Origin of the sequence: Parageobacillus toebii NBRC 107807 (assembly GCF_003688615.2) — a bacterium.
GTDB lineage: Bacteria > Bacillota > Bacilli > Bacillales > Anoxybacillaceae > Parageobacillus_B > Parageobacillus_B toebii.
Genome location: NZ_CP049703.1, coordinates 1,075,471 through 1,092,065, shown reverse-complemented (window position 1 = coordinate 1,092,065; position 16,595 = coordinate 1,075,471). Strand labels below are relative to the sequence as shown.

Sequence of the window (16,595 nt, the reverse complement as noted above, 5' to 3'; positions counted from 1 at the left end):
TCCATTAGGGGTTAATGAGGAAACAACTCCGTAAAAAAATTAACTCCATTTTTATATCCTTTTATTACGATTTAATACTTGGAAATAAGTTATTATAGCTATTACAGTACACAAAGATCCACTCACTAACCAAATATAAAAAAAGATTTTTCCACCTATTGAAGTAGAATCAATAAAAAAATAACTAAGTAGGAATAAGCCTCCTCCTAAAATTAATAGAAAATAAGCACATCTTTTATGCTGCAGTTTTAAGAAATAGTACCCAATAAGAATTAATAAGTATAAACTGCTTATTGCCATGATACTTGGAAAAATAGGACGGAATTTAGCCGCGTATACAAAGTAGTCAAGTTGTGAAATATGGCTTTCACTATGTACTTGACCGTATAGCATTTGGGAAAATGGTGTTGAATGCTTCCATTCCCAAGGATTATCTAATATTGCACTACCTTCATACCAAGCAGCTAGAGTAGAAAATAAAAGTAAAATAGTGACTAATCCAAATTGAATAATAATCCTCAAAGCAATAATCCCTCCCCCTAAAACGTAATCTTATAATTTCTTCTATGTCTTGGACTGTTGCTTTACGAATTTCAAATTGCAAATTCATTATAAACCCTCCCTTCATTCATTATGTACACATAAAAAACTTCTCTAAAGACAATTCTCCCTACAAACTTGATATCCTTCTTCAAGAAAACTGCCTATTTACAGATGCTTTTTTTATGCTCACACCCTAACATTTAATATAGAGCCCAATAATAAAAGCTAAGCGACAATTTGCTTAGCTTTTTATATTTATAGAAGATCGTTCTATTTTATGCCTTTCTTTAGGTTTAGCCACGGTTGCTAAGTAAACACCAATCGTAACCAACAATGCTCCTAATGATTCATGAAGAAAGATATATCCGAGGATTCCACTCCATATAGGCATCGAGTAAATCAGTATTGAAGATTTGCTCACATTTACAAACATCATTCCGTAATTGATTAATAGAAACATGGCGGTTGTTTGTAACAAACCCATTATAAAAAGAATAATCCATTCTTTACCTTTTGGTCTAGAGGCCTTTAAAAAAGATAAAACGACTATCATCGCTATTGAAGCTAGTAAAAAGCGTAAAGCAGCAAATGTAAAGGGCCCCATGTAACTTAATCCTATCTTCGTTAGAACCCATCCATAACTCCATAACAAAATAACAGTTACTAATAAAAAGATGTATAAATACTTGCTTGACATCTCTTTCATTTCCCACTCCCACCAAATAAATACAAAAATATCTTGAATTAACATGTCATAATAATTGCCATGTTTTTTGATTCATCACAAAAAACATCCATGAGTATATTTTGCTCCTCACCCAAGCATGAAAATAACAACCTAGATTCAGCGTTATTTTCACAGAAAAGTTCCATGAGCAATTTTTGCTCTCCACCCGGGCATGAAAATCCCCCTTTTCTTCCCATAATGAAGAGTAGGCGCAAACAGCTCAATAGGACGTTATACTTAATGGTGGCTTGGACCCTGTACAGAAAAGCGTTCGAATCCACTGGGTGCACCACCCATTGTCCGCCCTTTCCCGATGCGGAGGAAAGGTGACGACGAACGGAAAACTGCCGCATTTCTCCCGTGGATTCGCTGTTTGCGCACTCGATCATCGAAAAGGAGGATTTTCATCATGGATGTCATCTATCCTCGCTGCGCAGGATTGGATGTTCATGCCGAAACCATCGTCGCCTGCGCACTATGGGAAGAAGATGGACACATTCAAAAGGACATTCAAACCTTCTCCACGTTCTCGAAAGGACTTGGCGACCTGCTTGAGTGGCTCGAAGAACATGGCGTTACCCATGTCGCCATGGAATCCACCGGCGTGTATTGGAAACCGGTCTTCGCCTTCCTCGAGGGCTATGTCGACTTGACACTGGCCAATCCGCAGCGGATCAAAAATGTCCCGGGAAGAAAAACCGATGTCTCTGACGCCGAGTGGATCGCCAAGCTGCTCCGCCATGGACTCGTTGAAAAAAGTTTCGTCCCCCCAGCGGATATTCGCGAATTGCGGGATTTTACCCGCCTCCGCAAAAAGTGGGTCGGACAGCTGACTTCGGAGAAAAACCGGATTCAAAAAGTGCTCGAGTCTTCCAATGTCAAACTCGGCTCGGTCCTCTCCGATCTCTTCGGCGTTTCCGGAAAAGACATCCTCGCCCGGCTGCTTGAGAAGGGATACGTGGACAAGGACGAGTTGGATCAATGCCTGCGCGGAAGGCTCAAAAAGAAAAAGCAAGCGGTGTACGATTCGCTGCTCGGCACCTTGACCGAACACGAGCTCCGTCTCCTTCGCCTCTTGTGGAAACACGTTGAGGAATTGGAGCAGTTAATCGAAGAAGTCGACCAGCACATCGACCGCCTGCTCGAGCCGTATCGCGAGGAAGTCGAATTGCTGATGACCATGCCCGGAGTGAAAAAAACAAACCGCCGCCGTCATCATAGCCGAGATGGGAACCGACATGAGCGTCTTTGAAACGCCGGAACGGGCGGCTTCATGGACTGGATTGTCCCCCGGCAACCATGAAAGCGCCGGAAAGCGAAAGAGCACGCGCACGACAAAAGGCAATCCCCATCTCCGATCGGCGTTATGCGAGGCGGCATGGTCAGCAGCTCGATCCAAGACGCATCCCTTGTCCCGAAAGTTTTGGTCGTTGGCGGCCCGGTGCGGGAAGAAAAAAGCCCTCATCGCCATTGCTCGGCGGATGTTGGTGATCATCTTTTGCATGATCTCCCGCAAAGAGCCGTTCCGCCAACCACAACTTATTTAGTCTAGCCAAAAGGCAGACAGGTTATACGAGATGCCTAAAATCGGGCACCTCTGCTTTCCTATTGCCTTTTTTGGCCATTTTCAGTATACCCGCACGGATCAGGAGCGTATACCGCACTCACCAAGTGGTGGGGATTTTCACGGAAAAGTTCCATGAGCAATTTTTGCTCTCCACCCGGGCATGAAAATCCCCCTTTTCTTCCCATAATGAAGAGTAGGCGCAAACAGCTCAATAGGACGTTATACTTAATGGTGGCTTGGACCCTGTACAGAAAAGCGTTCGAATCCACTGGGTGCACCACCCATTGTCCGCCCTTTCCCGATGCGGAGGAAAGGTGACGACGAACGGAAAACTGCCGCATTTCTCCCGTGGATTCGCTGTTTGCGCACTCGATCATCGAAAAGGAGGATTTTCATCATGGATGTCATCTATCCTCGCTGCGCAGGATTGGATGTTCATGCCGAAACCATCGTCGCCTGCGCACTATGGGAAGAAGATGGACACATTCAAAAGGACATTCAAACCTTCTCCACGTTCTCGAAAGGACTTGGCGACCTGCTTGAGTGGCTCGAAGAACATGGCGTTACCCATGTCGCCATGGAATCCACCGGCGTGTATTGGAAACCGGTCTTCGCCTTCCTCGAGGGCTATGTCGACTTGACACTGGCCAATCCGCAGCGGATCAAAAATGTCCCGGGAAGAAAAACCGATGTCTCTGACGCCGAGTGGATCGCCAAGCTGCTCCGCCATGGACTCGTTGAAAAAAGTTTCGTCCCCCCAGCGGATATTCGCGAATTGCGGGATTTTACCCGCCTCCGCAAAAAGTGGGTCGGACAGCTGACTTCGGAGAAAAACCGGATTCAAAAAGTGCTCGAGTCTTCCAATGTCAAACTCGGCTCGGTCCTCTCCGATCTCTTCGGCGTTTCCGGAAAAGACATCCTCGCCCGGCTGCTTGAGAAGGGATACGTGGACAAGGACGAGTTGGATCAATGCCTGCGCGGAAGGCTCAAAAAGAAAAAGCAAGCGGTGTACGATTCGCTGCTCGGCACCTTGACCGAACACGAGCTCCGTCTCCTTCGCCTCTTGTGGAAACACGTTGAGGAATTGGAGCAGTTAATCGAAGAAGTCGACCAGCACATCGACCGCCTGCTCGAGCCGTATCGCGAGGAAGTCGAATTGCTGATGACCATGCCCGGAGTGAAAAAACAAACCGCCGCCGTCATCATAGCCGAGATGGGAACCGACATGAGCGTCTTTGAAACGCCGGAACGGGCGGCTTCATGGACTGGATTGTCCCCCGGCAACCATGAAAGCGCCGGAAAGCGAAAGAGCACGCGCACGACAAAAGGCAATCCCCATCTCCGATCGGCGTTATGCGAGGCGGCATGGTCAGCAGCTCGATCCAAGACGCATCCCTTGTCCCGAAAGTTTTGGTCGTTGGCGGCCCGGTGCGGGAAGAAAAAAGCCCTCATCGCCATTGCTCGGCGGATGTTGGTGATCATCTTTTGCATGATCTCCCGCAAAGAGCCGTTCCGCCAACCACAACTTATTTAGTCTAGCCAAAAGGCAGACAGGTTATACGAGATGCCTAAAATCGGGCACCTCTGCTTTCCTATTGCCTTTTTTGGCCATTTTCAGTATACCCGCACGGATCAGGAGCGTATACCGCACTCACCAAGTGGTGGGGATTTTCACGGAAAAGTTCCATGAGCAATTTTTGCTCTCCACCCGGGCATGAAAATCCCCCTTTTCTTCCCATAATGAAGAGTAGGCGCAAACAGCTCAATAGGACGTTATACTTAATGGTGGCTTGGACCCTGTACAGAAAAGCGTTCGAATCCACTGGGTGCACCACCCATTGTCCGCCCTTTCCCGATGCGGAGGAAAGGTGACGACGAACGGAAAACTGCCGCATTTCTCCCGTGGATTCGCTGTTTGCGCACTCGATCATCGAAAAGGAGGATTTTCATCATGGATGTCATCTATCCTCGCTGCGCAGGATTGGATGTTCATGCCGAAACCATCGTCGCCTGCGCACTATGGGAAGAAGATGGACACATTCAAAAGGACATTCAAACCTTCTCCACGTTCTCGAAAGGACTTGGCGACCTGCTTGAGTGGCTCGAAGAACATGGCGTTACCCATGTCGCCATGGAATCCACCGGCGTGTATTGGAAACCGGTCTTCGCCTTCCTCGAGGGCTATGTCGACTTGACACTGGCCAATCCGCAGCGGATCAAAAATGTCCCGGGAAGAAAAACCGATGTCTCTGACGCCGAGTGGATCGCCAAGCTGCTCCGCCATGGACTCGTTGAAAAAAGTTTCGTCCCCCCAGCGGATATTCGCGAATTGCGGGATTTTACCCGCCTCCGCAAAAAGTGGGTCGGACAGCTGACTTCGGAGAAAAACCGGATTCAAAAAGTGCTCGAGTCTTCCAATGTCAAACTCGGCTCGGTCCTCTCCGATCTCTTCGGCGTTTCCGGAAAAGACATCCTCGCCCGGCTGCTTGAGAAGGGATACGTGGACAAGGACGAGTTGGATCAATGCCTGCGCGGAAGGCTCAAAAAGAAAAAGCAAGCGGTGTACGATTCGCTGCTCGGCACCTTGACCGAACACGAGCTCCGTCTCCTTCGCCTCTTGTGGAAACACGTTGAGGAATTGGAGCAGTTAATCGAAGAAGTCGACCAGCACATCGACCGCCTGCTCGAGCCGTATCGCGAGGAAGTCGAATTGCTGATGACCATGCCCGGAGTGAAAAAACAAACCGCCGCCGTCATCATAGCCGAGATGGGAACCGACATGAGCGTCTTTGAAACGCCGGAACGGGCGGCTTCATGGACTGGATTGTCCCCCGGCAACCATGAAAGCGCCGGAAAGCGAAAGAGCACGCGCACGACAAAAGGCAATCCCCATCTCCGATCGGCGTTATGCGAGGCGGCATGGTCAGCAGCTCGATCCAAGACGCATCCCTTGTCCCGAAAGTTTTGGTCGTTGGCGGCCCGGTGCGGGAAGAAAAAAGCCCTCATCGCCATTGCTCGGCGGATGTTGGTGATCATCTTTTGCATGATCTCCCGCAAAGAGCCGTTCCGCCAACCACAACTTATTTAGTCTAGCCAAAAGGCAGACAGGTTATACGAGATGCCTAAAATCGGGCACCTCTGCTTTCCTATTGCCTTTTTTGGCCATTTTCAGTATACCCGCACGGATCAGGAGCGTATACCGCACTCACCAAGTGGTGGGGATTTTCACGGAAAAGAAAATCTTCAGAGCCTAAAACACACTAACCTCCAGGTCATAATGACAAGGGGGTTAAAATGAACAAGGGGTATTTCATCTGAAAGGCTAGAAATAGGTGCTTATCTCACCATCGCGCTCGATTACGGCAAGACTCACTTAAGCAACTGCCTTAATTCCTCTGTCATTTGCCCGACCAACTCGGGTCTTCCGTGAAACTGAGCAAGGGTATTCTGAAAAAGCTCGATCCGCCAGCCCTCTTCGCTCTTGACTGCGACAAGTGTATGATGTGCGTTGAATTTTGGATCGATGTCTAAGTGTCCAGGTGGCACCATTCCTGCTATAGCGCGTAAAATAGCAATTTCGGAACCAAGAAAACGCACATCTTTCACTTTGCTCACATATGGGGGAGTAGGATGACTTTCAAAGATCTGTTGAAGATGAGAAAAGATCTCTTCCCGTCCAATCGCCTGGCTCCCATCAAAACCGATGAGCTCGCCCTTCTCTGTAAACTGCTCGGCCATTGCAACGGCATTTCGGTTATTCCATCCATCTCACAGCTTTTGATAGAGTGCGATGGCTTCATTGGATGCAGAAGAGTTCACAATCATTTTCTCCTTTCCCTGCTTGATAGGATGGTTCTATTATAGAACATACGTTCACTTTTAGGAATCAAAAATTCCCGATTCATCTCCCCCCTTCCCTTTATTTTGAGGAGGGAGACTCCTCGGGAAAAATGTTAAACTACCTGCAGAGCCTGCCATACATCCGCTTTCAGGTCCTCGATGTGTTCGATGCCGACCGAGAATCTCACGAAATTGGACGGAATCCCAGCTGTCTTCATCTGCTCCTCGGTCATTACTCCTTCCCACATCGCCGCTGTATGTACCACAAGGGAATCGATCCCTCCCAGACTCACCGCATTAGGTGGTAGTTTCAATGCGGAAACGAACCGCTGAGTTTCTTCATAACCCCCTTTAATGGCAAAGGCAATAACCGCTCCGAACCCTTTCATCTGCCGTTTTGCCAATTCGTGTTGCGGATGGCTAGGAAGGCCAGGATAATACACACGCTCTACTTGCGGCTGCTCCTCCAAAAACTTTGCCAATGCTAAGGCGTTGGCATTAATGCGTTCCATCCGTATCGGAAGCGTGCGCAGACCGCGCAATAATAGCCATGCATCCATTGGCGAGAGGACGGAGCCGATGGAAATATGCGTATGCCAAATACGCTCGGCTAACTCCTCGCTGGTGCAGATGACACCAGCTGTCAAATCATGGTGTCCACCCAAATATTTTGTCGCGCTATGAATAACGATATCAACGCCTAGATCGTGAGGACGCTGATTGATCGGAGACGCGAAGGTGTTATCAGCTACGACGATAATTCCATGCGGGCGCGCCAACTCCACCACAGCAGCTAAATCGGTCAACACCAAAGTCGGATTAGCTGGCGTTTCTACCATGATAAGCTTTGTGTTAGGCCGTATCGCTTCCGCAAAGGCGTTGATGTCCGCTTGTTCGACCAGAGTCACTTCCACACCAAATCGCGGTAACATTTCATCCATGATCTTGGCGGTGCTCATATAATGCCGTGTCTGTGCAATCACATGATCTCCTGCGCTGACCAAAGCCAAAATGGTCGTAGCAATTGCCCCCATCCCGGAGCCAGTTACCATTGCAGTTTCTGTACCTTCCAGTTCAGCCATAATCTTCGTTACACGCTCATGCACTGGATTGCCGTAACGCGTGTAATACCGAGGATGACGGGGTGTTCCCGCCATTTCCGCAAATTCACTGGAATTATGCGCGCGAAACGTAGCTGAGTAATAAATTGCCGGAGCTATCGTCCCATCATTAGTTACCCAGTCATCGCCATGCACGACCAATGTTTCGGTTCGGAGTCCTTCAAGGTTCATCTCTTTACGATTTTCACGTTTGTTCATCTATTCTCTCTCCTTTACTTTTCTAGATAAGCGGCGCCGGTCTATTATTGGGCCTATATGGATCTACTTTACAATTAACATAACCTTCATTTATTTCAGAATTTAATAGATATTATATAATTTTTCTTAAAAAAAAGTAAACCCATCGTTATAGATGGATTAAGTCAAGAGGGCGTGTGATATTCTCCCTTTCTCCTTTTTGTTTGCCATTGTGTTTTATTGCCTGTATCACCATCTACTTAAGCAAAAACTTATTTTGCGGTATAAGCAGCGAAAGCAGAGCAATCCCCTGCTTTTGTTCACATTATTTTCTTGTTTTGTATGAAATATCACTGCGTTATATAAGAATAAATGGTGTATGATAAGGTAGAAAGCGCAACTTGCCTCAACAGAGAGGAGGATTCTCATGACATCACTTTATAAAATTCTTGTTTTTATACATATTTTTTCAGCGATATTAGGTATGGGACCGGGTTTTATTTTAATGCATGTCGTAAAACCCGCGAAAACAATGACGCAACTTAAATATGCTTACGCAATTAGACGGCAGCTGCATACCTTCACTATGATCGGAGGCACACTTTTACTTATTACAGGTTTGTTAATGGGATTTTTAAATAGAAGCTTATTTCAGATGGGCTGGTATGTGACAAGCCTTGTTCTCTTCTTAATTGCACTCGCGATGGGACCGCTTGTATTAGCGCCTAAATCAAGACCAATAAAACATTTGTTAGAAACTTATAAGGGAGAAGACATACCAGAGGAATATACGCGTTTATCCAATCAGCTTTTTCGTTATGAGCGCATAGAAAACGGTATTTTTTTAATCATTATTGCACTTATGATTCTAAAACCATTTTGAGCATGTGGTGATATGCAGAAAAATTCATAAATAGCCTTTTTCCTTCATCCGTCTATTTAGCAAAACCCGAACTCTCAAATTACCAGTCTGAACAAAAGCGGGGCATTGCCCTGCTTTTGTTCACATCATTTTTTGTTTTTATCCGCAAAGACTGCCATGGCATCGCGCATAAATTTTGCCAGGCCTTCTCCAAATTGGTCGATGTTTTTAGTGAAGCGTGCATCATCCACGTACATTTGCCCTAATCCTTTGAACGCTTCGAGCGAGTAATTGCCAAAGTTATTGTTCAAAAAGTCATACCATTCTTTAATTGCCGCTTGCGCCTCTTCTGATTCAGGCGAGCCGTGGCGAAGGGCTGCAAGTTTTTGATAGATCGAATTCATTGTTTGAACCATAGCTTTTTGTTCTTCTTTAGACATGCTCCCGATTTTAGCGTTTGCTTTATCAACCGCTTCATCTCCCCAACGTTCACGTGCTTCTTGTTCATATGGATTATGACGAAAATCAAAACCTTCAAATTTCTCTTTGTTTGTCATTTGAATTTCTCCTTTCATGTGCTGAATGGTCTTATCAATTGTCGCAATCATTTTATCGAGCCGCCTGCGTTTCTCCAGCAGCATTTTCCGCTGCAGCACCAACGCCTCATATCGGTCAAACGAAGGATTATTGATAATTTCTTTGATCTTTTTTAAAGGGAAGCCAAGCTCTTTAAAAAATAAAATTTGTTGCAATTTCTCAAGATCAGCATCTGTATAAAGGCGGTAACCAGCTTCGGTTGTCTTCTCTGGGGTTAATAGCCCGATTTCATCATAATAATGCAGTGTGCGCACACTAATGCCAACTAAATCTGCCACTTCTTTCACTCTCATTGCCATCGTTTTGGCCCCCCTTCACCATCCACTATAAAGTATCACGCAACGTGAGAGTCAACATGCGTTTTGAAAAATAAACGTATAAAATATGCATAACACCGTTCAGAGATCCGAACGGTGTAAAAAACAGCAATTTCTTCTGTTTATGTGGCTTTCTAAACAATGCCATATGGCCTTATTTTTTTCCAACTAAAATATCTAGATCGATGGTTATTTCGGTTAAATTCATATTTAACAATGCCTCTAAATGCACTTCATTTTTTATCCATTCACTAATCATCTTGTATAACGGTTCAAAAAATCCATTTTCAGCAATAATCTTACGTGATTCAAATAATTCCTTATCGTACTTCGTTGCGAGAGAACGAGTCATCAAATTTACATATCCCTGCTTAGCGATATCAAAAGTATGGTTGTTAGAGCAAACCAAACTTTTCAAGTCCACGGTTCCCATAGGGGACGAACAAATAGGACATTGAAAAATCCCTTCAAATTTATTCATAAGTTTTGCGCTTATTATTTTTCTGTTCATTTGGACAAAGACACTTCATTCTTTCATATTTAGATAAATGAAAAAGATAGACAAATAAACGGTACCGTCAAGAATTTTGTGTAATGTAAGATAGATAGGGTATCTCTGAAATGGATTTAGAATAGAGGGGGGATATTTCCTCCACACAAGAGACTGAATATTCAGTCCCTTGTGTGGAAAGGGAGAATACTCCTATTTTGTTTATTTATAGTATTTGGTTAATGATAACGTTCTTCAAACATTCGCTCGAGGGCTTCATGCGCTTCGGCAAATCCTCGCAACTTTCGCCCTGCCCATTTCTCATTAAAATCTTGAATGGTCAAATACACGATTTTTTCCGCGGCTTCTAAACTATTCAAACTGTTCATCGGCTTTAGACGTTTCCGAATCTCTTTGATCGTTCGTTCGATGGCATTGGTCGTGTAAATCACACTTCGAATACTGCTTGGATCATCCATAAATGTAGGGAGGACATCCAACTCATTGGCCCAAGATTGAACTTCTCTTGGATATTTGCTGGACCATTTCGACTCAAACTGTTGAAACATTTGTAACGCCATCTCCTTATTCGGCGCGCGATAAATCAGCTTGAGATCCTCGGCCACTTCGAATTGGTCTTTTTTCCGAACACGGCTGAGGGTGTTGCGGACTTTGTGCACGACACAGCGCTGCACATCGGCTTTCGGATACACCGCCTTAAAGGCTTCCTCCAGCCCCGGTCATCCATCGAAGACGCCCAGAAGCACTTCCTTGACGCCTCTTTTGTAGAGCTGTTTGAGAATCTCCCGCCATCCATAGGCGCTTTCTTGTCCTCCCACAAAGAAATCAAGAATTTCGCGATATCCTTCTTCATTCACCCCTAACACCACATAAATGGCTTCTTTCTCCACGGTTTCGCGACGAAGTTTTACGTATAAACCATCCATAAAGCATTTTTTACAAAGGCTGTGTTAAATAATTGCAAATATTTGCTACAATATACAAATGGGAGGTGTTGAATTTGAATAATAAAAATATAGGTTTTGTTTTCGTGTTACTTGGTTTTGTTTTCTTAATGTTATCGTTAACTCTTACCTTGCCTACCCCTATATGGAGTGTATTGATTGGAATAAGTATAATTTCAAACATTATAGGAACTGCAATTTTAATTCGCTTTATAAAAACTTCGCAAAAAGTATAAGATAGTTTTTAAAGCGACCTTTCTTAGTATGGTCGCTTTTACTTTTTTAAATTAATCAACAGTATTGATTAACAGAGCCAAAAAATAAATACTCAAATCGTCGCCCTAAAAATTTTAATTAATCAAAATCGAGTATACAACTTTTTTGTCACTCAACATCATCTCCTACCTACACTCTGTTTTAGAGGTGGGAGACTTCTCGGTAAATATGTTAAAAGGATGAAGCAGGCGGAAAAAGCCTGCTTCATATCATACATGCAGTGGTTTTCATATCCGTTCCCTTCGCAACCGCTTATAACTGGCTTATACGTTAGGAGTCGCCAAATTACCCCCCGTAATAAAATCCGGTTTCCTTCAGTGTCAGCGGATCGCCTTCCCGATGCACACCCGCATTGATTACTTCGCCTACATAAATATAGTGATCGCCTTTTTCTACTTTTTCGACGACTTTGCACTCAAAGAAACTGAGCGCATCTTTAAAAATCGGGCATCCTGTTTCTTCGGTATAGAATTCGTACCCTGCCAGCTTATTTCCTTCCGGTTCTAAAGATTTAAAGAAAGCGGTGACCATATCCTTTTGGCCTGTTTCTAAAATATTGACGCTAAATACGCCGCTTTTGGCAATTTGCTCTTGGGAACGGGTGCCTACTTTCACTGCAACCGCTACCAATGGAGGATTAAAAGACGTTTGTGTCAGCCAGTTTCCCGCAAAAGCATTGGCAGCGCCATTTTCATCTTTTGTGCCGACAATGTATAAACCGTATGTAATTCCGCGTAAAGCCGTTTTTTTCGCCTTGGCATCCATGTATGGAACTCCTCCTTCCGTAAAAATCGCGTTTTTCAGTTGTGTAAATGTTCTTATTTTCCATTTTATTCAAACTAATAATATATGTCCAGCTTTTTATTTTTAGGAGACAAGGGAAATTTCACAACTTAGAATACAGCGGCCGAACACAAGTTTTCTGTATCCACCCAAAAAACTCGTTCCAACTCCCCTCCTCCCTTAAACCTTACCAACTCCTACTCCCCCAACGCCTCAAGCCATTTTCCAATATTCTCCGCCTAAAAAAGTCGTTCCTTCATTTTCCCCACATTCATCTAATTTTTGTTCAGATTTTACACCCATTTTGGACTAAAAAAGTCACTCCATAGTAGAGTTAAGGGATTAGGTTTTAGGGTAAAAGAAAAAGGAATAAAGGCTCGAAAACCCTTATTCCTTCTGGCTTTTTTCCAATTTTAATCTTGCTCTTTAATTCCCTATTTCTTCCTTAACCCTTGTTTCTACTCTACCGACTTTTTTTGTCCTGAACCGAGTTTTTTTGGTTAGGAGCGAGTTTATTGGGTGAAGACATTTTCAAGAAAACGACAGATGGCATAATCCTTTATTGGAAAAGAGAATGGAAGGATATTCCTTAAAAAAGAGGGTGTCCCAAAAGCAGAAAATGGGACACCCTCTTTAAAAGACCCAGTATACAACTTTTTTGTCACTTAACAAATACGAGACGCGTATTTCTATCTTTTATTCCACCGTCACGCTCTTTGCTAAGTTGCGTGGTTTGTCGACATCGCAGCCGCGGTGCAATGCCGCGTAGTAGGCGATGAGCTGCAACGGCACGACGGAAACGAGCGGTGTAAGCATCGGATGAACCGCCGGAATGACGTAGCGGTCTTCATCTGTTTCCAAGCCTCTCATCGAAATAATGCACGGATTGGCGCCGCGGGCGACAACTTCTTTGACGTTGCCGCGAATGCTTAAGTTGACATGCTCTTGTGTCGCCAAGGCGATTACTGGGGTGCCGTTTTCGATAAGAGCGATCGTACCGTGCTTCAATTCTCCGCCAGCGAATCCTTCTGCTTGAATGTAAGAAATCTCTTTTAATTTTAACGCGCCTTCCAAGCATACATAATAGTCAACGGTGCGGCCGATGAAGAAACAGTTGCGCGTTGTTGATAAATACTCGAGAGCGATTTTTTCCATTTCTTCTTTCGCATCGCACAACATTTCCATTACGTTGGCGATAATGCCAAGCTCTTTTTTCAAGTCAAAGTCAAGCGCAATGCCTTTTGCTTTTGCCGCAGCTGTCGCTAAAATCGCAAGCACAGCGATTTGTGCCGTATATGCTTTTGTTGATGCGACGGCGATTTCCGGACCGGCATGAAGCAATAACGTATAATCCGCCTCACGGGAAAGAGTAGAGCCTGGTACGTTCGTAATCGTGATCGCTTTGTAGCCAAGTTCTTTCGTTTGTACAAGCACCGCACGGCTGTCCGCCGTTTCCCCGCTTTGTGAAATGTAAATGAATAGCGGTCTTTCAGACAACAGCGGCATATTGTACGAAAACTCGCTTGCGACATGTACCTCAACAGGGATTTTCGCCCATTTCTCGATCAATTGTTTTCCGACTAATCCCGCATGATAACTTGTACCACAAGCGATAATATATAAACGATCCGCATTAGTAACTTCTCGGATTATTTCTGGATCAATCGTTAACTGACCGTTTTCGTCTTGATACTTTTGAATAATGCGGCGCATGACAAACGGCTGTTCATCGATTTCTTTTAACATGTAATGCGGATATGTTCCTTTTTCAATGTCGCTTGCGTCTAGCTCCGCTGTATATGGAGCGCGCTCAATAATTTCGCCGTTCAATTTTTTAATTGTAATGCTGTCTCTCGTCACAATGACCATTTCTTTATCCATAAGCTCAACAAATTGATTTGTCACTTGCAGCATCGCCATCGCGTCGCTCGCCACAACATTGAAGCCATTGCCGAGTCCGACAAGCAACGGGCTTTTATTTTTCGCGACATAAATAACTTCTTGATTTTGCGCATCAATCATTGCGATGGCATAAGAACCTTTCAACAATGTTAACGTTTTGCGGAATGCTTCTTCAACAGAAAGGCCGCCGTTTACAAATTTTTCGACAAGCTGCACGATAATTTCTGTATCCGTATCACTCTTTAACGCCACATCTTGTAAATACTCCTGTTTAAGAAGCGCGTAGTTTTCAATGACCCCGTTGTGCACCAGCGTAAAACGGCCAGAAGCACTTTGGTGCGGGTGCGCATTGATGCGGCTCGGAGCACCATGTGTTGCCCAGCGTGTATGACCGATTCCAAGAGTAGCACTTACGCTCGGATCAACGACATTCCGTAAATCGGCAATCCGTCCTTTTTCTTTAAAAAGGTGAATTCCTTCATCATTTAGTACCGCAATGCCTGCAGAGTCATACCCGCGGTACTCCAATTTTTCTAATCCGCGCAGTAAAATTTCTTTTACATCCTGTTGACCGATGTAACCGACAATTCCACACATAGATCCGTATCCTCCTTAATATTCAGGAAGACTGTCGCACAAAGGAATTCCTCTATTATTTTTTTGTCAAGGAACGTTGTCAGGTGTCTGACCCCTTTTGCGCGGACAGACTCCCCATTTCCGTATTTTTGCGATTATGTCCTTCCCTTTGTCCAAAGAGTCACCTCTTTGTTTTAAGAAAGGACTTGCGGTTGTAATCGCAGCAACCGGGAGGCATCCGCCGAAACCTCGATAAACCTCCTCCTCGTCAACTAAGCGTTTTTCCGTCCACGCTTAGTCCAGGCGCTTTGAAAAATAAATAATAAATAAAACCTCTACCCACCTTTCTTTTTTAAAATAACAACAAAATAATATTACAGTACATCTCTAGAAGCGTCAACTGTTAGAATTATTTCATAAAATAACCTATGCATAAATAGAACAGAATGTTCCATTTATACATAGGTTAGTTATGAGCGTTTTATTTTATTCGACTCCCATTTCTTCGCGAACGACAGAGGCGATCCGTTCGACATAATTCCGGCATGCTTCTTCCGTCGGCGCTTCTGCCATCACACGTACAACCGGCTCCGTTCCAGACGGACGAACAAGAACCCGACCGTTTCCGTTCATTTCTGCTTCCACTTCTTGAATAACGGCTTTTACTTTTTCATTTTCCATTACTTTATGCTTATCCGCTACTTTTATGTTTACCAGCTGTTGCGGATATTTTTTCATTTCACTGGCAAGCTCAGAAAGCGGTTTTTCTTTGACTTTCATAATGTTCACAAGCTGCAATGCCGTTAGCAATCCATCTCCTGTTGTATTGTAATCGAGGAAAATAATATGCCCTGACTGTTCTCCGCCTAAGTTATAACCATTTTTTCTCATTTCTTCTACGACATAACGGTCGCCAACAGCTGTTTGTACACTTTGAATTCCTTGCGCCTCAAGCGCTTTGTAAAATCCGAGATTGCTCATCACAGTGGAAACGACGGTTTGATGTTTAAGACGGCCAGTTTCTTTTAAATATTTCGCGCAAATGTACATAATTTGGTCGCCATCCACAATATTTCCGTATTCATCTACCGCAATCAAGCGATCCCCGTCGCCGTCAAAGGCAAGTCCAACATCTGCTCCTTTTTCTTTCACAAACGCCGCTAATGCTTCTGGATGTGTCGAGCCAACTCCTTCGTTAATGTTAAGACCGTTCGGTGATGCACCCATTGTAACAACATCCGCCTCCAAATCGGCGAATAAATGGGTAGCAAGAGATGAAGTGGCTCCATGCGCGCAATCGAGCGCAATTTTCAATCCGGAAAAATCTTCGTCAATGGTCTGTTTTAAATACTGCAAATACTTTTGACCGCCTTCAAAATAATCGTTCACTTGTCCTAATGCTTTTCCTATCGGTCTTGGCAACATATCTTCCGGGCTATCAATCAACGCTTCAATTTCTTGTTCTTGTTCATCGGAAAGTTTAAAGCCGTCTGGACCAAAAAACTTGATTCCATTATCTTGAACAGGGTTATGTGATGCGGAAATCATAATTCCCGCTTGCGCTCCCAACGCTTTTGTCAAATAAGCAACACCTGGTGTAGAAATCACACCGAGGCGCATCACTTCCGCCCCGATAGAAAGCAGCCCAGCGACAAGCGCTCCTTCAAGCATATGACCAGAAATACGTGTATCACGACCAATTAATACTTTTGGCCGTTCTTCGCTTTTTGTTAATACATAACCGCCGCAGCGGCCTATTTTAAATGCCAGTTCTGGCGTCAACTCACGATTCGCTACTCCACGAACACCATCAGTGCCAAAATATTTACCCATTATACACTCTCTCCTTACG

Annotated in this window: 11 protein-coding genes and 3 pseudogenes; 4 read left to right on the top strand and 10 right to left on the bottom strand. The window is 44.5% G+C overall.

The window, feature by feature from the left end; all coding sequences use genetic code 11:
* Positions 1-51: 51 nt before the first annotated feature.
* A complete protein-coding gene (locus DER53_RS05660; RefSeq protein WP_062756451.1) occupies positions 52-522 on the bottom strand; it encodes a YjdJ family protein in 471 nt (156 codons plus the stop codon).
* Between the two features lie 262 nt (positions 523-784).
* Positions 785-1,249, bottom strand: a complete 465-nt coding sequence (locus DER53_RS05655; protein ID WP_244319635.1) for a DMT family transporter — start codon at positions 1,247-1,249, stop codon at positions 785-787.
* Positions 1,250-1,679: 430 nt separating this feature from the next.
* On the opposite strand from DER53_RS05655, the pseudogene DER53_RS05650 reads away from it, so the two are divergent.
* The 3 genes and pseudogenes from DER53_RS05650 to DER53_RS05640 all read left to right on the top strand — a co-directional run bounded on the left by DER53_RS05650 (position 1,680) and on the right by DER53_RS05640 (position 5,925).
* Positions 1,680-2,817 (top strand): annotated as a pseudogene (locus tag DER53_RS05650) (IS110-like element ISGka2 family transposase).
* 417 nt (positions 2,818-3,234) lie between these two features.
* The gene (locus DER53_RS05645; protein ID WP_033025194.1) at positions 3,235-4,371 is read left to right on the top strand and encodes an IS110-like element ISGka2 family transposase; all 1,137 of its coding nucleotides are present in this window, start codon (positions 3,235-3,237) and stop codon (positions 4,369-4,371) included.
* A 417-nt stretch (positions 4,372-4,788) separates the two neighbouring features.
* Entirely contained in the window at positions 4,789-5,925 is a 1,137-nt protein-coding gene (locus DER53_RS05640) for an IS110-like element ISGka2 family transposase (RefSeq protein ID WP_033025194.1), read from the top strand.
* Positions 5,926-6,206: 281 nt separating this feature from the next.
* Here DER53_RS05640 and DER53_RS05635 read toward each other — a convergent pair.
* Positions 6,207-6,656, bottom strand: a pseudogene (locus tag DER53_RS05635) (SgcJ/EcaC family oxidoreductase).
* Between the two features lie 134 nt (positions 6,657-6,790).
* On the bottom strand, positions 6,791-7,996 hold the full coding sequence (locus DER53_RS05630) for a trans-sulfuration enzyme family protein (protein ID WP_062679287.1): 1,206 nt from the start codon (positions 7,994-7,996) through the stop codon (positions 6,791-6,793).
* Positions 7,997-8,402: 406 nt separating this feature from the next.
* On the opposite strand from DER53_RS05630, the gene DER53_RS05625 reads away from it, so the two are divergent.
* The gene (locus tag DER53_RS05625) at positions 8,403-8,858 is read left to right on the top strand and encodes a DUF2269 family protein (RefSeq protein WP_062756457.1); all 456 of its coding nucleotides are present in this window, start codon (positions 8,403-8,405) and stop codon (positions 8,856-8,858) included.
* A gap of 125 nt (positions 8,859-8,983) precedes the next feature.
* Here the strand turns inward: DER53_RS05625 and DER53_RS05620 are convergent, their stop codons facing one another.
* From DER53_RS05620 to glmM, 6 genes and pseudogenes are all read right to left on the bottom strand, one after another.
* Positions 8,984-9,733 carry a MerR family transcriptional regulator gene (locus DER53_RS05620; protein ID WP_062756459.1) on the bottom strand — a complete coding sequence of 250 codons (750 nt, stop codon included), beginning with the start codon at positions 9,731-9,733 and terminating at the stop codon, positions 8,984-8,986.
* Positions 9,734-9,905: 172 nt separating this feature from the next.
* Positions 9,906-10,232: a putative RNA methyltransferase gene (locus DER53_RS05615; RefSeq protein ID WP_240345838.1), complete on the bottom strand. Its 327-nt coding sequence runs from the start codon at positions 10,230-10,232 to the stop codon at positions 9,906-9,908.
* Positions 10,233-10,480: 248 nt separating this feature from the next.
* Positions 10,481-11,188 (bottom strand): annotated as a pseudogene (locus tag DER53_RS05610) (IS256 family transposase); the annotation flags it as partial.
* A gap of 579 nt (positions 11,189-11,767) precedes the next feature.
* On the bottom strand, positions 11,768-12,247 hold the full coding sequence (locus DER53_RS05605; protein WP_003247648.1) for a flavin reductase family protein: 480 nt from the start codon (positions 12,245-12,247) through the stop codon (positions 11,768-11,770).
* Positions 12,248-12,961: 714 nt separating this feature from the next.
* Positions 12,962-14,764: a glutamine--fructose-6-phosphate transaminase (isomerizing) gene (gene glmS / locus DER53_RS05600; protein WP_062756463.1), complete on the bottom strand. Its 1,803-nt coding sequence runs from the start codon at positions 14,762-14,764 to the stop codon at positions 12,962-12,964.
* Between the two features lie 465 nt (positions 14,765-15,229).
* The gene (gene glmM, locus DER53_RS05595) at positions 15,230-16,576 is read right to left on the bottom strand and encodes a phosphoglucosamine mutase (RefSeq protein ID WP_012748922.1); all 1,347 of its coding nucleotides are present in this window, start codon (positions 16,574-16,576) and stop codon (positions 15,230-15,232) included.
* Positions 16,577-16,595: the final 19 nt, after the last annotated feature.